General features: G+C 42.3%; 13 protein-coding genes. 9 read left to right on the forward strand and 4 right to left on the reverse strand.

Annotation, left to right across the window (positions count from 1 at the left end; genetic code table 11):
• Positions 1–379: 379 nt before the first annotated feature.
• Positions 380–1,780 carry an amidase gene (locus tag WN50_RS06605; protein WP_046277545.1) on the forward strand — a complete coding sequence of 467 codons (1,401 nt, stop codon included), beginning with the start codon at positions 380–382 and terminating at the stop codon, positions 1,778–1,780.
• 47 nt (positions 1,781–1,827) lie between these two features.
• Here the strand turns inward: WN50_RS06605 and WN50_RS06610 are convergent, their stop codons facing one another.
• Positions 1,828–7,293, reverse strand: a complete 5,466-nt coding sequence (locus WN50_RS06610; protein ID WP_046277546.1) for a trifunctional serine/threonine-protein kinase/ATP-binding protein/sensor histidine kinase — start codon at positions 7,291–7,293, stop codon at positions 1,828–1,830.
• Between the two features lie 611 nt (positions 7,294–7,904).
• Between WN50_RS06610 and WN50_RS06615 the strand changes: the two genes are divergently transcribed.
• Entirely contained in the window at positions 7,905–10,157 is a 2,253-nt protein-coding gene (locus WN50_RS06615; RefSeq protein ID WP_053221451.1) for an APC family permease, read from the forward strand.
• Positions 10,158–10,369: 212 nt separating this feature from the next.
• Here the strand turns inward: WN50_RS06615 and WN50_RS06620 are convergent, their stop codons facing one another.
• Positions 10,370–10,576, reverse strand: a complete 207-nt coding sequence (locus tag WN50_RS06620; protein ID WP_152964728.1) for a hypothetical protein — start codon at positions 10,574–10,576, stop codon at positions 10,370–10,372.
• Between the two features lie 535 nt (positions 10,577–11,111).
• Positions 11,112–11,471 carry a hypothetical protein gene (locus WN50_RS06625; RefSeq protein WP_046277549.1) on the reverse strand — a complete coding sequence of 120 codons (360 nt, stop codon included), beginning with the start codon at positions 11,469–11,471 and terminating at the stop codon, positions 11,112–11,114.
• 874 nt (positions 11,472–12,345) lie between these two features.
• On the opposite strand from WN50_RS06625, the gene iscB reads away from it, so the two are divergent.
• From iscB to WN50_RS35185, 6 genes are all read left to right on the forward strand, one after another.
• Positions 12,346–13,623 (forward strand): RNA-guided endonuclease IscB, encoded by a 1,278-nt coding sequence (gene iscB, locus WN50_RS06630; RefSeq protein ID WP_046277550.1) that lies wholly within the window; start codon positions 12,346–12,348, stop codon positions 13,621–13,623.
• 69 nt (positions 13,624–13,692) lie between these two features.
• Positions 13,693–16,593 (forward strand): WD40 domain-containing protein, encoded by a 2,901-nt coding sequence (locus WN50_RS06635; protein WP_082172349.1) that lies wholly within the window; start codon positions 13,693–13,695, stop codon positions 16,591–16,593.
• Positions 16,594–17,134: 541 nt separating this feature from the next.
• Positions 17,135–18,187 carry a chlorophyll a/b binding light-harvesting protein gene (locus tag WN50_RS06640; RefSeq protein ID WP_046277551.1) on the forward strand — a complete coding sequence of 351 codons (1,053 nt, stop codon included), beginning with the start codon at positions 17,135–17,137 and terminating at the stop codon, positions 18,185–18,187.
• A gap of 399 nt (positions 18,188–18,586) precedes the next feature.
• The gene (fldA, locus tag WN50_RS06645) at positions 18,587–19,096 is read left to right on the forward strand and encodes a flavodoxin FldA (RefSeq protein WP_046277552.1); all 510 of its coding nucleotides are present in this window, start codon (positions 18,587–18,589) and stop codon (positions 19,094–19,096) included.
• Positions 19,097–19,268: 172 nt separating this feature from the next.
• A complete protein-coding gene (locus tag WN50_RS06650; RefSeq protein WP_235440854.1) occupies positions 19,269–20,027 on the forward strand; it encodes an alpha/beta fold hydrolase in 759 nt (252 codons plus the stop codon).
• Between the two features lie 48 nt (positions 20,028–20,075).
• Positions 20,076–20,426 (forward strand): hypothetical protein, encoded by a 351-nt coding sequence (locus WN50_RS35185; protein WP_235440857.1) that lies wholly within the window; start codon positions 20,076–20,078, stop codon positions 20,424–20,426.
• Here the strand turns inward: WN50_RS35185 and WN50_RS06655 are convergent.
• Complete coding sequence (locus WN50_RS06655; RefSeq protein ID WP_235440855.1) at positions 20,366–22,126, reverse strand: hypothetical protein; 1,761 nt, start codon at positions 22,124–22,126, stop codon at positions 20,366–20,368. The two genes, WN50_RS35185 and WN50_RS06655, sit on opposite strands and share 61 nt — an antisense overlap.
• 426 nt (positions 22,127–22,552) lie before the next feature.
• Here WN50_RS06655 and WN50_RS06660 point away from each other — a divergent pair, with 426 nt between their 5' ends.
• Positions 22,553–22,837, forward strand: a complete 285-nt coding sequence (locus tag WN50_RS06660) for a hypothetical protein (RefSeq protein WP_046277555.1) — start codon at positions 22,553–22,555, stop codon at positions 22,835–22,837.
• Positions 22,838–23,118 lie beyond the last annotated feature (281 nt).

Here is a 23,118-nt window from a genome sequence, read left to right on the forward strand (position 1 = left end):
GGTGGACGGGGTGCTTTCGGTGGCGGTGGAACAGGCGGACGAGGTGCTTGTGTCATAATTGCACGACCTTGATGGATGAGAGGACGAACGGGGTAGAAATTTACTTTCAGTCTAGCCTTGAATTCTTTGATATCGCAAAGACACTTAAGAAATGACGGGCATTTTTCAACAGGTAAAAGCTCAGGGTGTAGCGGTATCGTAAAGGGGTGAATTTGTCAATTTTTCAAACCCAAAAACAGCAGCATTAAGTTAAGTTGCTGACAACGATACCCTCTCAAGGGTTTAGTATTCCCCAAATCACATGAGAAAATAAACTTCTTCAGGAAAAATCCTCAATATTGAGGAAAATCAAGATGAACCACTACACTACAGATCAAACATGAATTTGGATGATTTAGTCTTTAGTTCTGCTCTAGAGCAAGCCCAACGGATTCGCCGCAAACAACTCTCACCCCTTGAATTAGTTCAACTTTATCTCGATCGCATTGAGTTGTTAAATCCGAAACTAGGTTGCTACTTTACCATCATGGCAGAAGAAGCGATCGCCTTGGCTCAAACTCAAACCGAACAATTGACGGCAAACGATCCTTTAGAATTACCTCCCTTTTTTGGGGTGCCGATTTCCATCAAAGATCTTAATCCAGTAGCGGGAGTTCGTTGTACCTACGGTTCTCGGATGTTGATCAACCAAGAAGCCACCTACGATGATGCAGTTGTTACACGGATTCGCCAAGCCGGATTTATTATTATCGGTAAAACAGCAACTTCGGAAGTCGGTTCACTGCCCTATACTGAACCCCAAGGCTTTCCACCCGCTCGTAATCCCTGGAATTTAGACTATACTCCCGGTGGTTCGAGTGGGGGTGCTGCGGCTTCTGTAGCAGCCGGAGTTTGTGCGATCGCTCACGGTTCGGATGGGGGTGGCTCTGTACGTGGCCCGGCTTTTTGTTGTGGGTTAGTCGGTCTTAAACCCTCACGGGGTCGAATTTCTCATGCTCCCATCGGCGACTATCAAAATGGTATTTCGACTCACGGACCGATCGCTCGGACGGTTGCAGATGCGGCGGCATTGCTGGATGTAATGTCGGGTTATGTGACGGGAGATCCCTATTGGTTGCCCGCTCCGACAATATCATTTCTGCAAGCGACTCAACAACCCATAGGCTCTTTACGAATTGCCTTTTCAACGAAAATTCCCCCCGTTGGTGAGGCTTCAGAGGTTTGTGCAGAAGCAGTGACCCAAACGGTGCAGCTTTTAGAAGAAATGGGACACCAAGTTGAACGGGGTTGTCCTGATTTTACCGAGTTGATTGAACCGTTTAAAGCGGTTTGGCAGGCGGGTGTGGCGGCATCGGGCATTCCCAAGGATTTACTGACACCGATGAACCAATGGTTACTCGAACAAACGGGTTCAGCAGGGGATTATTTACGGGCTGTTGGTCAAATGCAGGTGGCGGCTCGTCGGATTGTGGCGTTTTTTGATCAGTTTGATGTGTTGGTACTGCCGACTTATATGCACACCGCCATTCGGGTGGGAGAATATGAAGATTTGACTCCCGAAGAGACGATCGAACGGATTGTCAATTGGATTGCCCCTTGTCCGCCTTTTAATGCCACCGGTCAACCTGCGATCGCAATTCCTACAGGTTTGAGTGCTGAAGGATTACCCGTTGGGGTGCAATTGATCGGTAAACCGGCCGATGAAACAACGTTGATTGCAATCGCCGCACAACTCGAGGCGGCTAGACCTTGGAATTATCGTCCGACGGCAATTCATTAGACCTAGCAATTCAGGGTGAGGGGGTTGGGGAAAAATAGAGTCTGAATTTATAGGGGTATTTCAATTAAAAATTCGGCTCCCTCTCCCGGTACTGAAATGCAGCTTAACTGCCCCTGATGTTTTTCGACGATAATCGAGTAGCTAATGGATAATCCCAAACCCGTCCCACTTCCCACTGGCTTGGTGGTAAAAAAGGGATCAAATATCTTATTAAGCACTGAGTTTTCCATCCCGGGTCCGTTATCAGCAATACTAATCACCACGTTTCGAGCCTCATTGATCAAAGTCCGAATAATAATGGTTGGTTTTTGAGGACTATCGGAGCGGTTTTCTGGTGCCTGTCGTAAAGCGTCTATGGCATTACTGATAATATTCATAAACACTTGATTGAGTGCGGATATGTAGCACTTGACTAAAGGCAGTTTACCATATTCTTTAATTAATGTAATTTCGGGATCTTGATCATTGGCTTTCAGGCGATGCTGCAAAATTAACAGCGTGCTATCAATACCGGAATGAATGTCAACGGGTTTTATTTTGGCTTCGTCTAAGCGGGAAAAGTTCTGAAGAGAATTGACAATTTTGCAGATGCGATCGCTGCCGATCTTCATTGATGCCAAAAGTTTAGGCAAATCATTAAGCAGAAATTCTAGGTCAATTTCTTCTATTTTGGCTTGAATTTCGGGTTGGGGTTGAGGATAGATTTCTTGGTATAAGTTAATCAACTCAATTAAGGAGGTCAGATACTCATTAGCATAGGTGAGATTGCCATAAATAAAGTTAACTGGATTGTTAATTTCATGGGCTATCCCGGCAACAAGCTGTCCTAAGCTCGACATTTTTTCGGTTTGAATGAGTTTGGATTGAGTGGAGTAAAGTTTTTGCAGAGTCGTTTCGAGTTGCGTTGCCTTAGTTCTTAACTCTAGGGTGCGTTCTTCTACTTTCTGCTCTAAAGTATAGGAATATTCCTCTAATTTGTTATAAAGATTCGCATTTTCTAAGGAAATAGCGGCTTGGGTGGTTAAGACTTTGAGAATTTCTAGGCGACTTTGGGTAAATACTCCGGGTGTCAGATTATTTTCTAAATAAACAATCCCTATTAATTTTCGGGAGTTGATGATCGGAACACAGAGTAAACTTTTGGGTCGTTGCTGTTGAATATAAGCATCTGATGCGAAAGAAGTCTGAGTGCTGGCATCATCAATGACTAAAGTTTCCTGAGTACGAGACACATAATTAATCAAAGAAAGAGGAATATCTGGGCTTGATTCTATCGGCAGTGATTCCAGTACCAGACTTTGAATTTCTGTATTTTCTCCTCTCAAAAATGCCGTTGCTTCTATGACTAAATTGTTTCCTTTGAGTAAAATTAAAACACATTTATCTGCCCCAGCATTTTCCATCACCACTTGCACTAAAGTCGAAAATAATTGCTCGAGTTGAATTTCACTCGAGAGGGCTTGAGAGGCTTTGAGAATAGTCGCGAAATCAAGGAAGTTAGAATTATTAGTAGAGAGATTTGTTTGGATGGTGTGATTGAGGAAGTCAGATTGCTTGACGGTTGAAGTGCAGTTTTCGCCCTGGCGAAAACGATTCTGTTGTATTTGCAAAATCGCAGTTATAAGTTGGGGATAGCGTTTTTCTAGGTCTTCAATTTTGGCTTTTGCTCCCCAATAGGAATAGCAGTAGTAGGCTTCTTGCAGATAAGTGCTTGCGACTTTTTCTTTACCCCAATCCAGGTAAAATTTAGCAGCGAGTTCATTAGCGAGTGCTTCTTCTTGGATATATTTATTTTCTTTTGCACCCGAAATAGCTTGGTCATAAAGATCAATTGCTTCTAATTTTTGTCCCAAAACTCGGCATTTTTCGGCGGCTACTAAATCAACTTTATGCTGGTGATTCATCGGAGCATAATCCGCCCAATGCAGTAACTGAATTTGGTTTTGTGCGACTCGTTGTAATCCTTCGGATTCCTCGTTTAATGGCTGACGCAATTGTGCTAGAGCAATCAAAGAATCGTAGAAATAAAACACAGCTTCACCAAAGGTTCCAGCCCCTACTTGTAAATACTTTCTAAACTCTGTGGTATAGTTTTCGGCTTGCTCGATTTCTCCAAACCAGAAGCAAAATGTCAGTTTATACAAATAGAATAAATACACGCCATAAAGATCGTTATTTGAGAGCAGCACAGATAGAAATTCTGTTTCTTGAATGGCTTCTCCTGATAAAATTTCAGGATGCTCATCTCCCTCCAATAAATTTAAAATTGATTGCCAAGTAATCCGACAATAATTGGCTGCTGTTAATTGGTTTAACTGGGCTAAACCCTGAGTATAGGTGCGAGTTTCTTGTTGCAAAATCCCCAAAGGCTGACTGCACCAAAAAGAATAGTTGCAAACCGTACTAGCACTATAACCCGCATATTCTAGATAGCCAAGTTCTACACCAATTGTATAACTATCTTGTAAGAAAGGCAAGGTTTCTTTAATATGAAAGGTTCGGTGCAACATAAAGGTTCCGACGATATTAAAGACTTCAGGTTTGACTGATTTTAGATTTAATTTAGCAATAACTTTCAGGGCTAACTGACTAAACTTTGTGGCAGTATTGACATCTTGAAAGAGGTTACATAAAATAATACTATAAGACGTATAACCAAAAGCCGAAGCTGATGTGTTTCCGTACTGAATGGAGAGTTTGACGCACAAGGAAACTAACAACGGGTACAAAGGAGAACCACTGATGTAAGCGGCTGCCATAATGCTACTCCCAATCTGAATAATCGCCAGTTTTTCAACATCCGTCATCACAGATAAGTTAACTAAATCTTCGATTTCTCGGTTGCCAATCAGTTCTGTTATCTCTTGAAATGACTGTTGAATATCTGTTTGAGTCGGTGTTTCAGGAAATATTACATCGAGTTGTTGGAGGAGAGATAGAGCAATTGCAACGGCTTCAGCAGATTGATTTCGGGAGACATTAGATTGAACTTTGATTCGGTAAACATTCACTTGTTCGAGTAAAGAATGGGCTTGTTCAATCACAAGATTAATAAACGTTTCCATCTCTTCAAAGTCACCGCATAGAGAAGCAATTTCTGCCGCTAATTCATGCAGATCCAGGGTCATTTGATAATGTCGTTGCCAAGCTTCACTTCCGAGCAAATTTAGCCCAATCTGGGCATATTCACGGGCGGCTTGATAGGCGGTGGCGGTTCTAGCTTTACGACAGGCTGTAAGATTAAGTTGTGCTAATTCATCTCGTTCTGTTGGTTCAGTAATCAGAGAGGTTCCATAGTTTAATTGATTCACCAGTTCAAAAATTCGTTCTTCTCTTGTTTCTGGGCAAATTTGTTGTAAAAGTAGTTTTCCGATGCGATAATGGGTATGCTCTTTTTGGTGAGCAAGAATTAATGAATAGGCGGCTTGTTGAATGCGATCATGCAGAAATCGGTAAGGAACGGTAATCGTTTGATCGATTGGCTGCATCTCCGTTTCTGCTTGGAAAAACTTGTAGCTTTCATTAATGGGTACAATTAATCCTTCTTGCAATGCTCTCCATAAATGAGTCGCCGTTTCTACTTCTGACTGTTCGGAAACAATTGCCAAAGTCTGCAAATCAAATTGCGCTCCAATACAAGCGGCTAATTTCAAAATATTTTGAGTCTCAGTTGGCAATTTTTGTAACTGTAAAGCCATAAACTCAACCACATCATTCGTCAAACTTTGGGCTTTAACTTTGCTAATATCACATTGCCAATATCCTGCATCTAAATTAAATTTAATCAGTTGATCATCATACAGTGCTTTCAGAAACTGGGTTGTAAAAAAGGGATTTCCCCGAGTTTTTTGATAAACTAATTCGGTTAAGGGTTGCGCTAGGGCTAATTGACAACTCAAGGTATCCGCTATCAATTGATTAATATCTCTCTGACTCAAGGGATTTAGGGTAATCGTGTTAACAGTTACCCCGGTTTTTTTGAGTTCATTGACAGCAAGAATAAACGGATGAACAGGCGACACTTCGTTATCCCGATAGGCTCCCAAAATTAACAAGTGATCTGCATCATTCATTAGCAGTTGTAATAACTTTAGCGATGCTAAATCTGACCATTGCAAGTCATCCAAAAAAATCACCAATGGATGTTCAACACTGGTAAAAACTTGAACAAATTTTTGGAAGAATAGATTAAACCGATTTTGAGCCGCACTTCCCGATAGTTCTAGGATTGCGGGTTGTTTTCCGATTAGAAGTTCAAGTTCGGGAATGACGTCAATAATAACTTGTCCATTTTCTCCTAATGCTTGCAATATTTTTGTTTTCCATTGTTGCAATTTCAGATCGCTTTCCGTCAAAAGCTGCCCGATTAAATCTCGAAAGGCTTGTACAAATGCACTAAAAGGAATATTCCGATTAAATTGGTCATATTTTCCTTTAATAAAATAACCTCTTTGCCTGACAATCGGTTTATGAACTTCATTAATGACTGCGGTTTTACCAATCCCCGAAAATCCGGCAACTAGCATCAGTTCCGCTCTTCCTTCTGGGGGATTACTAACTCGTTCAAAGGCATTTAATAACGTTTCAACTTCAGTTTTTCGACCATAGAGTTTTTCATAAATCATAAAGCGATCTGATAAATCTCGTTGTGCAATCGGAAAGCTGGCAATTTCACCTGTAGATTGAAGTTGATGCCAACAAGTTTCTAAATCCTGTTGAAGTCCCAAAGCGCTCTGATAACGATCTTCAGCATTTTTTGCCATCAACTTCATCACAATATCAGACAATACGCTAGGGATTTCGGGATTCAATTGTTGCAAAGTTGGGGGAAGTTTGGCAATATGACAGTGAACCAATTCCATTGGATCATCCGTAGGAAATGGCAGTTTACCGCTCAATAATTGATAGAACGTTACTCCCAAAGAATAGAAGTCACTGCGATAATCAATTCCTCGATTCATTCGTCCCGTTTGTTCGGGTGAGAGGTAAGCGAGTGTGCCTTCAAGGATGTTGGGATTCTGAATTTCTTGAGTTTCTTTGGGTAATAATGAAGAAATAGAAAAGTCAATAATTTTGATTTCAAGACTTGTCAGGTTAATCAGAATATTGGCGGGTTTGAGATCTTTATGAATTACTCGCGCCCCTTGTAATTGGTGTAGAGTCTCAACAATTTGGATGGCGATGGGCAGAAATTGGCCGACTGTTAGGGGTTGTGTTTTAATATATTGGCTGAGAGAAATTCCGCCAAAATCTTCCATGACTAAAACATAACCATTTTTATAGGGTTCGAGACTATAAGGTTTAATAATATTGGGAATATTTACTAGGTTGTGAGTAATCGTATATTGGTTTTTAAACTGTACTAAATCGCTAAAACTCGGATAGGGGTTTCGTAAAATTTTCAGAACAACAGGTTGATCATTCCTGTTTTTTCTCCCTCGATAAACCAAGGTTCGAGAACCATTATGCAGTTGTTCTATAATTAGATATCCGGGAATTTTGGGTGTGTTCATTTTCCTAATGATTTTGTGTATTTTAAGATGTTTTTTTGAGATAGCAATCACTTGGACTTAGGAACTATTTTTCAATCCTGGATTTTTAATTATTAAAGATTTGCTCAAATTAATTTAACAACTGTGATCAGATCAAATTCTGCGGCTCATTCTAGCACCCGATTCGCCAAGGTAGTGTATTTTACATCGCATCCATCCCAACTTTAAACGACGCTTAACCTCCTAAACTGATCAAAACGCTTGGGAAACTGGCTAACTACCAATTTTCCGACTGAAGTCTTTCTCTATATTATTAATTATATTTTTCAGTTTTAAAAATAAAAAAATATTAAAACTCTAGGAAACATTAAAAATTCGGAAAAGATAATATTCTTTACAATTAGAGATAAAATTAAAGACATAGCAGCACCTATTAAGTTTAGGACATTCTTTTGTTCCCAAGGAAATTCGCAGTGGACTCACCCACAGCCAACACCCCCCAGACTCTCAAGCTGTTTGTCAGCCCGTTAACTTGAGCTGTTAAGCTAGATTGTCAGCATTTAGCTGCACAAATAAGATAGACAAGGATTTTAGTTAATCTTTGTTGTTTGTATTAGAACTCAACTAAAAACGTGAAATTCCTTGTGTTTCGTCGTTCGGAACCATCAACTCCTAAACCTCCCCAGCCACCCGGATCAGGTTTAGGAACGTTTGGTGGTGTTTATACACCCTCGATTTTAACAATCTTGGGGGTGATCATGTACTTGCGGTTTGGGTGGGTTGTTGGACAAGTTGGCTTAGGCGCAACGCTGCTCATTGTTACCCTCTCAACCTCCATTACCTTTTTAACATCTCTATCCATTTGTGCGATCGCCACTGATCGAGTGGTTCGTACTGGAGGCGCTTATTATATGATTAGTCGCTCCTTGGGGATAGAGTCTGGCGGTGCTGTCGGTATTCCGCTTTATTTTGCTCAAGCCATTTCCGTGGCGTTGTACACCATTGGTTTTGCAGAAAGTCTGAAGATTACATTTCCGCAGTTGGATGTCCGGGTTGTGGCGTTGATTACCACAATTTTAATCACAATTATCGCTATCAAATCAGCAGAAGTAGCAATTAAAGCTCAGTATTTCATTATGGCCGCGATCGCACTGTCGCTGGTTTGTTTCGTCGGTGGAGCCATCTCACTTCCCCTACCTGTAGCCGTCACAGACATCGAATTAGAAATTGCCAATAACACCGCTAAAGTTGGCTTTTGGCCTGTATTTGCGGTGTTTTTCCCGGCTGTTACCGGAATTATGGCGGGGGTGAATATGTCAGGAGATTTACGAGATCCGACAAAATCCATCCCGGTTGGCACCTTAGCGGCGGTAATTACGGGCTACATCATTTATATGGTGATTCCGATCTTTTTGTGGAAAGGGGCGGAAACGGGGGCTTTATTGGCTGATCCGTTGATTATGAAGCGCATCGCCTGGTGGGGACCTTCGGTTTTATTAGGCGTTTGGGGAGCAACATTATCGAGTGCTTTAGGCAGTATTTTAGGTGCGCCTCGGGTATTGCAAGCCTTAGCGCGAGATGGAATTTTACCCCCTTGGTTACGTTTCATCGGAACGGGAAGCGGAGAACAAGATGAACCCCGGATTGCGACGGTGGTGACTTTGGGTTTTGTCTTGATCGCAGTAGCAGTGGGAGATTTAAACCTAATTGCTCCGGTTCTCAGTATGTTCTTTCTCACCACTTATCTGGTCTTAAATTTAGCCGCAGGGATTGAAAGTTTCCTGAGAAGTCCTTCTTTTCGTCCGTCTTTTAAGGTTCATTGGCTGTTTTCACTCTTGGGTGTAGTTGGCTGTTTGGGCGTGATGTTTTTAATCGATGCTATAGCGACGGTTATGGCGGCGATTATTGTGTTTGGTATCTATATCTGGCTAGAACGTCGAGAACTGGAGGCTGCTTGGGGAGATGTTCGCCAAGGGATTTGGATGATGTTGGTGAGGCGGGGACTGATGCAACTGAGTTATGCTCCCGATACCAAAAATTGGCGTCCTCACATTTTAACCTTCTCCGGCGCTCCGACGAAACGATGGCATTTAGTTGAACTGGCATCTACTTTTACTCACAACCGCAGTTTATTTACGCTCTGTACGGTTTTACCCAGTGGTTCTCGTGATCCCCTTCAATGTAGTGAAATGGAGGCGACGCTGCGCGATTATTTGGAGAAGCGAGGGATTCAAGGGTTAGTGCGGGTGATTACGGCGTCTGATCCCTTTGTTGGCGCTCAACAGTTGGTTGATGCTTATGGGATTGGGCCACTTATTCCGAATACGGTGTTGTTAGGAGATAGTCAATCTTCTCAACGTCGGGATTCATATTGTCAGATGATTGCTGAACTCAATAAACGAGAACGAAGTATCATTATTTTTCGCTCCAATCAGTCTGAGTTTGAACGTCGAAAACGAATTGATGTTTGGTGGGGGGGGTTGAATGCGAATGGAGGATTGATGCTGATTCTGGCTTATCTGTTACGAACGAGTATTGATTGGCGGGGTGCGGAGATTTATTTGAAGTTAGTCGTTCCCGATGAAACGGCGGCTCAGGCGGCTCGTTTAAATTTAGCACAACTTGTCGAACAGTTGAGGATTGGAGCAACGCCCAATGTGATTGTTTCTCAGGGAAAAGCGTTTCCTGAAATTTTACATTCCTCTTCAGCAAATGCCGATTTAGTTTTCTTGGGGATGGCTCAACCGTCTCCTGAGTTGAATTATCCTGAATATTACCAAGGTTTGCAACAAATGGCTGAAGGTTTACCGCCGACCATTTTTGTTTTAGCGGCTGAGAATTTTGCCTTCGCTGAAATTTTGCAAGAAACAAATCCTCCTAAATAGTGAAGGAGATTCAGATCTGCAATTCATAAAGTTTATGCGAAAAATCCGACGCCTGAGAGCTGATTTTATCTCTCAAATCTCGTCGGATTTTATTTGGGTATAGCAATCTTGACAAGCAGCAAGCTTCATCTAACTACAAAGAAGTTGTAAACACGCTGCCTGCTGATGGCTGGATTTACCTATTTTGGGGTATAATTTTGCCCTTTATTCTATTAGATTAGTTTCAGTAAACCCATCTGTAGCCGATCTCGTAATCGCTGAATTTTATGATTTTCTTCATGGCTGATTGAAGGCTGAATTCGGCTCAAAGTATGCAGTAATTTTTGATCGCTGCGAGTCAGTCGCCCGGTGGCGATAATCCGATCAATGACTTTCCCAATGGTGAGAGGGTTTAAAGCAGACATAGCTTGAGAATTCATACTCAATTCAGGTGCGAGGGTTTGTTTTGTCTGTAGATAGGCACAAAAAAACTTAAAATCTTGCTCTCTTGTTAATCCCTGCTTTCTCAAGCAATGAGAATTTTAAATTTAGTTCTGCCTTCTACTTGCCTTATTCTTCAGATTAAGTCGAACAAAATGTTCTGTCAGTAAGAATTAAGTGATGAACTGTTTAACTGTCTAGAGCAAAAAGTAAGCTAAAAGTAAGCTAAAAGTTAGATATTTGTTAGATATTTTTCCAGCAGTGAGTGAGTGCTGACGATTAGCAACAAAAATAGGTAATTCTTACAGTTATGGCTTAAAAAATTAAGAATAATTTTGTTAAAATAAGCCTCAAAAGCTTTTATAGAGGAATTAACAGGGTTTTTTATACACTGTTAAATATTGTCTTTAGCTTTTTTCCCACGAAAAAACTGGAGAGCTATAGCCACGAGGCTACAACTCCAGATTTGAATTTTTAACACCTTTTAAAAACCGAATCTAGACAAGGCTTAAAAATCCTTAAATTAGAGATAACTTACTTGGTTCTTTTGTTGGAGTCGTCCTCAAAGGTACTCTCGGCAACTTCTGGATACAATTCACCCCATTCTTTTAAGGCTTCTGCTGATTCTCCCGCGATTCTTTGAATTCGTTGACCGGGCGCATTTTCTGTTTCCATTGCTTCGGCTTGCCATTCACCTGTTGTTTTTGGGCGTTCGGAATCGTCTTGATGTATAATGTTATCAACTTTATGGGTAACAGCTTGGCTCTGGCGTTCAGAAAGACCTGTTGTTAATAGTAGAGATCCCACTAATATCACACTTAGAAAATGTTTAACCTGAAATGTCTTAGCCAAATTGGTGATGTGAGTATATATTCCTGACAGAAAATTGATCATGTGAAAACTCCTGTAGTTCATTTTTCATACTTCTGTTATCGTTTCGGAATTCGATTCATTCACTCAAAGCACAGACTAGCTCTGATTTTTAAGTCAATTGAACGATCCGAGAACTAACTTAATATTACCGATGGAGTCGGAAGTCCGCCTCTAACGAAAGTCATAGATTTTCACTCAACAACAGAGTCTCCGAGGGTGAGGCTACCGAAGACCCTAATTTTTGAGAAGAAAACCGTTATCGCTCTGGGTTTTGATGATGTTAAAGCCTGATTGTGATATCATGTGAGGTTAAACTCATTTACCTCAATAAAATTTGTTGACAATTGCCTGAAAAATTTCCAACATTTTTAACTTCTATTAAAGAAATATAAATCGTGCAGAAATCCAAGAGATCCGGGACAAAAAAGCAATCATTTACGAGGTAATTCTCTCAGCAGGCATCGCCAGACTGTAGCGAGTTAATCACATTTCTGTAAACAAGCGTGATATAAATCAATCGGCAATCCTGCTTTAACAAAATATGCAACTTTGCGCCAATGTCTCGATCCGGACAATCTCTGCTGAGGATGAGTAAAGTAAAATCACAAAAAGAGAAAACAAATGCCAGAAAGTGTGAGAGCGAGTCAACGACCCACCACTAATCGGAGTACCGATATAGTGGGGGCTTGCAGAAAGCCATAGTTGACCAGACTAAGTACCTTGGGTACTCCGTTAGAAGCAAGCGTTCAACTTCCTACCCGGAAATGCGTCGCTAGTTTCCGGCTCTAGAACTCGGTCACTAAACATCTGTAAGGGTTAAGGAAGTGTGACTGAGAAAGTACCGACTTCTAACATTGTCTAAGCGAACATTACCCTAGTAATAGGAGAGACAGAAATGTCTAATTATGTATTAGTAATTGATGCCAAAAACCAACCTTTAAGTCCTTGCCACTCTTCGGTAGCGAGGAAGCTTTTAAACCAAAATAAAGCAACTGTTTTCCTCAGATATCCGTTCACGATCATACTCAAGAGAGCTGTTGAGCATTCTCAGATTGAACCTGTGGAACTCAAGTTAGATCCGGGTTCTAAAACAACAGGAATTGCTTTAGTTCAAGGTAATAAAGTGATTTGGGGTGCGGAACTCACTCATCGAGGTCAAGCGATTAAAGCCAGTTTGGAATCTCGGCGTTCATTACGTCGTTGCCGAAGAAATCGCCAAACTCGATATCGTCAAGCTCGATTTTTGAACCGAAAACGTTCAGAGGGATGGTTAGCACCTTCCTTACAACATCGAGTTGAAACCACTCTAACCTGGGTGAAAAGATTAATGAGATCTGCCCCTATTAGCTCAATCGCTCAAGAATTAGTCAGATTCGACTTGCAAAAACTTGAGAATCCTGAAATTTCAGGAATTGAGTATCAACAAGGAGAACTGCAAGGGTATGAAGTTCGGGAGTATTTACTCAATAAATGGGACAGAAAATGTGCTTATTGTCAAGCAGAAAATGTTCCTTTACAAATTGAGCATATTCATCCTAAATCGAAAGGAGGAAGTGATAGAATTTCTAACCTTTGTCTAGCTTGTGAAAAGTGTAATCTCAAAAAAGGGACTCAAGATATTGAGAAATTCCTAGTTAAACAACCTGATGTTCTCAAACGAATCTTGGCTCAATCCAAGCGTCCCTTAAAAGATGCGACAGCCGTTAATACAACCCGATGGTCACTATTTAACCAATTAAAAGAAACGGGTTTACCTGTTTCTACCGGAAGCGGAGGTTTAACCAAATTCAATCGAACCCGGTTAAATTTACCCAAAACCCATTGGTTAGATGCAGCTTGTGTTGGAAAAGTCGAATCCTTAAAAATCCTAACCCGTCAACCGTTATTAATAGAGGCAACAGGGCATGGTTCCAGGCAGATGTGTCGAACAGACAAATGGGGTTTTCCCTCTCGTTATGTTCCCCGCTTTAAATTTGTTAAAGGGTTTCAAACGGGTGACATTGTTAAAGCTGTTGTCACTAAAGGAAAGAAAATTGGAACCTATATTGGACGAGTTGCGGTTCGCTCAAGTGGAAGTTTCAATATCACCTCGAAAGGGGTAATTGTTCAAGGGATTAGCTACAAATACTGCACAATAATTCACAGAAAGGATGGTTACTTGTATGCAACATAAAACCCACCCTCTGTTTCCTCCCACCACTGACCTGATTACAGGTTCAGTGTGGGTCTCCACAGAGGAAGAATGATGAAAGTTGAGGAAGCCTTAGCCATTTTAGAGAGAACTTTACCCCCAGGTTCGTTAAACACCGTTAAAACCCTCGTCTTTCGACAGTCCTGGGAAGGGAAAGGCTATGCCGATATTGCTGAAGATGCAGGCTATGACCCCGATTATATCAAGGGCGTGGCAGCAGGACTGTGGCATTCACTCTCAGAGGTACTCGGACAAAAAGTCACTAAGAAAAATTTTCGCTCTCTGCTGATTCAGCGCTATAGTAGTACCGTAGAAGCGACGGCGGCAACAGCGCTCCCCTCACTCGCCCCAACTCCAAACGAAAGCTATCTTTCCCCAAGCCGCAGTTTTGACGAGAATCGTTCATCCCCCCTGCAAAACCGTTGGGAATGGGGAGAAGCACCAGATGTATCGGTTTTCTATGGACGTGCTGCTGAACTCGCTCAACTTCAAGAATACATTCAAACCGCTTCGGTGCGACTGTTAGCCGTGATGGGGATGGGCGGTATGGGAAAAACAGCCCTCGTGGTTAAACTGGTGGAACAACTCAAAAGCGAGTTTGATGTGGTCATTTGGCGATCGCTGCGTTACGCACCTGCACCGGAAACTGTTTTAACTCAGCTTTTGTCTTTTTTGTCTCCTTCAAGTTCCGAAACCACCACCACACTAACACCTGCGACAACGGCTTCTACGGGTTCAACATCTCTCAGCGAGATGGGAGAATTAATTCGCTTGTGTCGGACTTATCGCTGTTTAATTGTCTTGGATAATGTCGAAACGATTTTGGAGGAAGGCACCACAGGACGCTATCGCCCCGGATATGAAGGATATGGTGAACTCTTTCGAGTCATGGGAGAAACGGTTCATCAAAGTTGTTTGCTTTTGACTTCCCGAGAAAAACCCCCAGAAATTGCAGCGTTTGAAGGAACCGGACAGGCGGTGCGTTCATTTTTATTGGAAGGTTCACCCGATGCGGCGATCGCCTTACTTGATCCTTTGTACGGTTCACCGGAACAAAAAAAATGTCTGTGTGAACTCTATAGTTACAGTCCTCTGGCGTTAAAGATTGTTTCGAGTTCAATTCAAGATCTATTTGAAGGTGAAATTACTCAATTTTTAGAACATCGTTCGGTGATTTTTAACGGAATTCGCCGACTCCTCGATCCGCAGTTTCAGCGTTTATCTGCGTTGGAAAGGACAATAATCTTCTGGCTAGCTATTGATCGCGGACAAACCACTGTTAAACGGCTACATCGAGACTTAATTCCGCCTGTGTCTCAAGCGAGTATTTTACAGGCTTTAGAGTCTTTAACCTGGCGATCGCTTGTTAAAAGGGAAGGACGAAAAAGGGCGGATACCAGCAAAAAAAAGACGGAAGAAAATTATTATATCATCGAACCGATGGTGATGGAATACCTGACTCACTGTCTGACGGAAGAAATTGTTCACGAGTTAACAACTGGAGAAATCAAGCAATTTTTTACTCATACGCTGATCAAAACAACCGTTGATCGAAGCGTGCGAGAACATCAACGGGCTTCGATTTTAGAACCAATTGCCCGAGCGCTGCAAATGACCTTTAGTTCTTCAAGAGCCTTATTAGAACAACTTCAGACCATTTTAGAGCGACTGCGACAAATGGAAAAGCAGGGATCGGGTTATGGCGTGGGAAATTGGCTGAACCTCTGCGTCAGACTGCAAATTGATCTCAGTGGTTATGATTTTTCTCATCTAACAGTTTGGCACGCCGATTTACAGCAGGTGAATTTACATCATTGTAATTTTGCCTATGCGAATCTTTCCCATTCTATTTTTGCCACCAATGGGGGTGAGATGACAGCCCTCGATTTTAGTCAAGACAATACTGAATTAGCAACGGGAAATATCTGGGGGGAAATCCGGCTTTGGTCACTGCGGTCTGGGAGTCAGCAACGGTTGATCAGTCCATCCCATCGCGGGGCTGTAACGGCAGTGGCTTGGAGTCGGGATCAACAAACCCTTGCTAGTAGTAGTCAAGATGGCACGATTCGTCTCTGGGATGTACAGACAGGTCATTGTAGTCAGGTGTGGTCAGGACATCATGGCGGTGTGAATGCTTTGGCTTGGAGTCCTTTGGGGCAGATGTTGGCAACCTGTGGCGAGGATGGGATGATTCGGTTGTGGGATGTCCGCCGAGGGACGGTGTACACCGAGATAGAAGTCAAAAGTCAGGTGAATGCGATCGCGTTTAGTTCTAATGGTATCTTGGCGAGTGGCAATCAGGACTCAACGATTGAGTTATGGGATGTCAACACTGGGGATTGTTTGAGAAGCTGTAGCGGACATCAAGGGGGGGTGAGTTGTGCGATCTTTGCCTCGGTTCATTCTCCCTGGGAGGGTTTAGAGATGGCAACCTCACCGAATGGCACGGCGTTATTTGCAACAGAGGGATTAAGCGATGAGGTGAATAGTCTTAAACGACTTGAGGTTGCACCGATTTTGGTGAGTGCAAGTCGCGATTGCACGCTGAAACTGTGGGATATTAGTACAGGAAGCTGTTTGCAAACCTGGCGGGGTCATACTCACGGGATTGAGTCGATCGCCAATAGTCTTGATGAACCGATTTTAGCCAGTGGCAGTGAGGATGGTACGGTGAAATTGTGGAACCGACACACGGGACAGTGTTTGAAAACGTTACACCACACCCCTGATCCGATTCGTGCTTTAGCCTTTAGTCCGAATGGTCAGATATTAGCAATTGGCACGGGTGAAGGGACGATTCAACTTTGGAATGTACAAACAGGTCAGTATCAAGAGACGTTGAGGGCATCGGGTGCCTACGAACAGATGAATATTACAGGGGTGACGGGTTTAACGGTTGAACAGATGAATCGGATTGTTGCCCTGGGTGCCTTGACCTCAAGTGCTGATTGACTTTCAGCGATTATCAACAATTTAATGAGAAAGACTTGCAATAAACTAAAAGTTCTGTTAATCTAGAATTGAGGTAAAAAGTTTGGTGGGTGCAAGCTTTGAATGGGTCAGAACTTCTGAAGTGTTGGAAGTGATAGGCTGATACTGAGTAGATCTGACTCGATCTCAATTGGACTGCTCCAATTAATAACAAAAACTCTTAATAACTTAAGAGCGATAAATTTAACCAAAACAGACAACCTCTACGTTGGTGAAGCGATAAAAAGTTTGCGGAAAGTGCAATTGTTCGCAATTCAATTGTGACTCTAGCAATAACTCAGACAAAAAATACAGAGGAGAAATGGGCTTGACATCCCCATCTCCTCTTTTTTTTGAGAAGAAAAACCACCAAGGCACAGAGACACCAAGATCTTGTGTTTTTTCTCTGAAAAAATGAATTTATTAATGATAATAACTCTTAAGAAAAACAGAATAAATAAGAATGAGTCGCATTTAGCTGGCATCATAAGCCTATGCAGTTACAGAAGGAGACCCGCTAACAATGCAAAGTTACGGCAAATCTGAAATTCAATACGGTTGGTGGGCTGGAAATGCCCGCTTCGCGAACCAATCTGGTTTGTTTATTGCTGCCCACGCCGCCCAAGCTGCTTTAATTACTTTTTGGGCGGGAGCGTTTACTTTGTTTGAAATTTCCCGCTTTTCCCCGGAAATTCCGATGGGTGAACAAGGTTTAATTCTTCTGCCCCATCTGGCAACGTTAGGCTTTGGTGTGGGTGAAGGGGGTATGATTGTTGATACCTATCCCTATTTTGTGATTGGTGTGGTTCACCTGATTTCCTCGGCGGTTTTCGGGGCGGGAGCGTTGTTTCATACGTTCAAAGCGCCTGAAAATCTCAAAGATAGTTCCAGTCAGGCGAAAAAGTTTCATTTTGACTGGAACAACGCCAAACAACTGGGGATTATTTTAGGGCATCACCTGTTATTTTTGGGTGCTGGGGCGTTATTGTTGGCGGCAAAAGCCATGTTTTGGGGCGGACTTTACGATGCCACAACCCAAACGGTTCGCACAATTAACCATCCTACCCTTGATCCGTTTATTATTTATGGCTATCAAACCCATTTTGCCTCCCTCAATAGTTTAGAAGACTTAGTAGGGGGTCATATTTATGTGGGTGTGCTGTTGATTTTAGGCGGAATTTGGCACATCGTTAAAGAACCCTTACCTTGGGCGAAACGGGTGTTAATCTTCTCTGGAGAAGCGATTCTTTCTTATTCTTTGGGCGGAATTGCTTTAGCGGGGTTTGTGGCGGCTTATTTCAGTGCCGTGAATACTTTGGCTTATCCGGTGGAATTTTATGGCCCTGTTCTCGATATTAAGTTGGGTATAACGCCCTATTTTGCCGATACGGTGGAACTTCCACTCGGCGCCCACACCTCTCGCTGTTGGCTGGCTAATGCTCATTTCTTTTTAGCGTTTTTCTTCTTGCAGGGCCATCTGTGGCACGCTTTACGGGCAATTGGTTTTGACTTCAAACGGGTTGAACAAGCCTTTGATGGGGCGGGAACTCCCCCGACAACGGTTGTTGAAGAATAACGGATTTAGGCATAAACCGGGTTTTTCTCACCCTGATTGATTTTTCGGGGGTAAGGTGATAGATTTAGTTATTGAGAGAGTCTATCAACTTTACCCCACTTTTCACCCATAAAGCTAGCTAAATCAGGGTTTTTAGCAACAAACGGGTGCAGATTTAAAAAAATAATTGAAAAATACTTGCAATAAGTAATCAGATCTGTTAATTTAGAATCAAGGAGAGTGAGAGAAGTTAGTCAAGGCACAGACAAACGACGACTCGGCAATCCTGCTTACTAATTGAGAATTTATTCTATTAACAACCCATAAATTCAGCCCAAGTTGAAGAACAGAACCCTTTCGTCTGTTTAAACCTTAACGCTGAAGACTATTTTGGGGTCTAACTTTACTCAAGGAGAAATCATGTCAAAAATCGGTTTATTTTTCGGGACAACAACCGGAAAAACAGAAGGTGCGGCGGAAATGATTCAAGCAGAATTTGGAGAAGACATTGTTGAAATCCATGATATTGCTGAAGCTGAATTAGAAGAATTCCAACAGTATGATTGTCTAATTATTGGCTGTCCGACTTGGAATATTGGCGAACTTCAAAGTGATTGGGATGGCTTGTTTGATGAACTGGATAATGTTGATTTTACCACAAAAAAAGTCGCCTATTTTGGGACGGGAGATCAAATTGGTTATGCCGATAACTTTCAAGATGCGATGGGAATGTTAGAAGAAAAAATTGCCGGTTTAGGCGGAACAACTGTAGGACACTGGCCTGTAGATGGGTATGAACATGAAGCCTCAAAAGCCGTTAAAAATGGTAAATTCGTGGGTTTAGCCTTAGATGAAGATAATCAGTCTGAACTGACAGAAAAACGGATTAAAAGTTGGGTTAAACAACTTCAGACGGAGTTTGGAATTTAACCCTTAAAAACCACAAGATCGAGATGAGTTAGAGTCATAGCTTCAGACAATATCCTCAACACACCTTAACTCATCTCTAACTGCATGAAGTTTTTTTAAAATAGAATATCAAAAACCGTTTTATTAAAAACAGTTTGCTGTTTAAACCGTCAATCTATCCAATGGAGTAACGATGATGTCACGTCTACCTGATGTTCTCTGGTTGAATACCAGTCCGAGTTTACGACACTTTGACCAAGAATTAGTCAATCAATTATCCCAAACAGTTCGACTGGGGTATTGGGAATATCGCCAAAGTTTAGACGAACCCAGTTGTCTAAATACCGCAGTAACATTAGTCCATGATTATCTCAAATCCCATGATAAACCGATTCATTTAATCGGTCATAGTACAGGGGGATTACTGGGATTAATGTATGCCCAAAAATATCCAGAACGAGTTAAATCTTTAACGTTATTATCAGTCGGGGTTCATCCCACAGTTGACTGGAAAGCGCATTATTATGTGCAGCTTCAATTATTACCTTGTAGTCGTCAAGTTCTGCTTGAACACACCGTTGAAACGTTGTTTGGATATCAGAAACCCACAACCAGACAACGTTTAATGTCAATGCTAGATCGAGACTTAACAGAGTCCCTTTCAGTGCATTCTTTAATGCAGCGAATGAGTATGACACCCATCCCGGTTTCGGTGCCTTTAATGGCTTGTGGAAGCGAAGATGATGTGATTGTTGATGATCAGGAATTACAAGGCTGGAGAAGTATGCTAAAACCCGGTGATCGCGTTGTTCAAGTTCCTCAAGGGGGTCATTTTTTCCATCACTTTTTTCCTCAATTGATTCAAGACAAAATCCTCAACTTTTGGTCAGATATTGAATCGTTCTCTAATCAAGGTGAATCTCGAACTCCGATGATTTCCCTGAAACACTAAGTTCTTCGCAAAAAACCATGAACTGTTGATTTTGAGGTCATAACTTTGATGATTCCAGTGGTTCTACTGAGTGTAATTCTACATCCTGTTCGCTTGCTTTATTCGATGAGTGCTTTGGGATTAATGGTATTGTTTTTTTGGAGTCTACAGCTAGCCTTTAGAGAAGGAATAATTCATCTCAAACGCTTACATAGCATTCCTTGTAGTGGCTGTGCTTACTTTACCGGAGATTATCGCCTAAAATGTACCGTTCATCCCAAAATGGCACTCACAGAAGACGCATTAGAATGTCGTGATTTTGAGTTAAACCGAGACAAAAGATTACGCTTACAAGAAGTTTATTCTTCCCATTGTGGTGCGGCTAATGTTGTGCGTAATTTCCAACGTCCTTCAGGATGAATCAGTTCTAAAACACCACTGGATAATTCTTGTTTGAGATAGGGACTCTCTAACACCGCCCAATTTCCTAAGACCCTTTCTTGATCATTAACAGTTCCCCGTCCAATACCGCCATTGGGTTCATAAATCAATTCTAAGCGATCGCCTGTGACCGATTTATAGGATAATTGACCTAGATTCGTCCATAGGCGATCATTAATTTGTGTTTGGTCTAAACGACGAGTTAAAGCTTCCAAATTGGGCGCATCCTTGAGAGAAACAACTTCAGTGATCCAAGCAGTATTCACCCCATTCGCAGCTAATACTTGGGTGTCAGCATATTTTTCTGAAACTTGCGGTTTCCAGTCTATTGTCTCTCCCCAAACCCGAACACATAACCAAACATTTTCAACTTGCCAAATATACCAATTATTATGTTGTTGGGGTTCACCATAACGAGTCGGAAGCACGAAATGAGAACGAGTTGGAACTCCGGCAGAAATATCCCGTTCATTCAATCTTAATTGATAGACAACGGTTCCTTTTTCCTGCAAAAATTGATCACCCGGAGAATTCCCCGCAGCTATCGGACTGTGATAGGTTCCGCCCAAACGCACCACCGCATTCTTAACGCCTTTCGGGTCACGAATCACCAGTTTATAAGTCGTGTATTGAGCGTTAATGGTTCCTGTTACTTGATAAGAACGTTGGGGAATTAACAGCGTCGCTAAACTGTAGTCTTCAGTGATATAAAACGTTTCCCAAAATTGATTACTTTGATGATAACTATAATAATTAGGATGACTCGCTTTTAATAAAAACGGCAACCGCACTTCTTTCTTCGCTAAAGCCGTCATTTCCGCCGGAGGACGGTAGGAACTCAACGCCGCCGGAACCCCAACCCAGGCGTAATTTTGGGGGATACGGGGGGCTATTTGCGGGTCAGAACCCCACCACACCCAAGCCACCGTACTCAACTCGCTACCATCCCAAGTTCCGCGATCAAACCCTCGACTTTCGGCGCCGCCTGCGGTTCCCCAACTCAGACGAACCGCCATATTTGCGGCAAACCAGTCGAGAGAGGCTTTAGCCAGTTGTCGGAGTTCGGGAGTTTTGGCAAAATCATAGATATTCAGCAAACCTGCGATCGCATAACCGTAGTAAGTTGAAGAATGAAACTCACCCTGACCAATTGTCAGAAATTTATTCAGTTCAGCCCGCAGCCACGCTTCATTAGTTGCAGCAACACCGGGCGCCCCATTCGGCCAACCGCTTCCATCCATTAAAGCCAGTCCCGAACCCCGTTGCATGAACATATGATTTTCGGTGCCTTGTTCCATCCATTCGATCACTTCGGGACTGTCTAACATTTGACGATAGGTGGTTTCTACCTCTGGGGGAAGTTGATCGCGAAACAGGAAAAACAGGCGAATATCGTGAATAGCCCGAAAATGGTACAAGTCAGGGCGATCTTTGTCCAAACTGCGTAAAAACGGCCAAAGCGTGTCGGGGTTGTATTGTTCGGGTAAACTCAGACGGGCGAGAATAACAGGAAGCAAGTATTTGTGAGGATCACCGAGTTTAACTCGTCGCCACCACGCATCAAGCTTATTTAGGTCTTCTGAAGCCACTCTCTGACGAATGGCGAGGCTACGCTGTTGAAAGGCTTGTTCGGCATCGTTATCCCAGAGGCGAGGGGAAATAGAGGCGTTTTCAGTCAATTGAGTTTTGGGGGTGGTCTCAGTAGTCTGACTCGAACAACTCAGTGTACCACTAAGTATGAAGACAAACAGACTGATAGCGAAGGGTTTTAGCTTCATCGGGTATTCTCCAAGCAGGTTGGTGAGGGGGTAATTTTTCGCCTCAATGTATCTATTCTGAAAAAATAGCTGCAATTTCTACGTGTTTTCACGGAGAAGGCGTTTCACAACTCGAAAAAAAATCCGTATTTCATACATTGTGGCGGAATAGGTCTCCTTGATATCTTATTTACAGATGCATAGAGAAACACCCCAGATTGACCCCGTTCCATCAGACGGGGTTTTATTTATGTTAGAACGTCCCCACTCAAACTTGATGCGATTAAAAATTCTGAAGATATAATAGAAAGCAATTAATCAACCAACTTTTTAGACAAATAATACGCCATGTTCAAGTACCTGATTGCCGCTTTAACAGCTTTGGTGCTGGTGTTTTTGGGTTCTGGGACGTTCACACCCGCCAACGCAACAATAAACCCAACAACAAACGATCCCCAGGTCTACATTTGGGATTATGCTGCGATCGGCAGTAACCAAGTCGTCTGTAAACAGGTGGCTTTTCATACCCTTTCTCGCCCTCTACCCAAAGGTGTAGACGTTCAACCCGCTCACATTTCCTCGAAAGTGGTTGATCAAGGCTATTGTGCTAATTTAACCAAACCGAAAGCTTAATCTTACTCTTCCTTAAACAGAAGAAGAACCCGGTTTCTCAGAGATCGGGTTTTTGAGATGAAAATCGATTTTTGGGAGCAAGTTTAAAGAATTAATTCCAAGGGTAGCGAGGGCTGAACCCGCAAATTCAATAAAACGCCGACGAGAAAGGATTGACATTTTGGGTAGTTAATCGTAGGTTTACTAGAGTCAGTTAATACGATCTCCGACTAATCAATAATCCCAAGCGTAGGGGCGGGTTCGACAATATCTTTACTACTACTCAAAGATTGAGATAAACC

Source organism: Limnoraphis robusta CS-951, assembly GCF_000972705.2.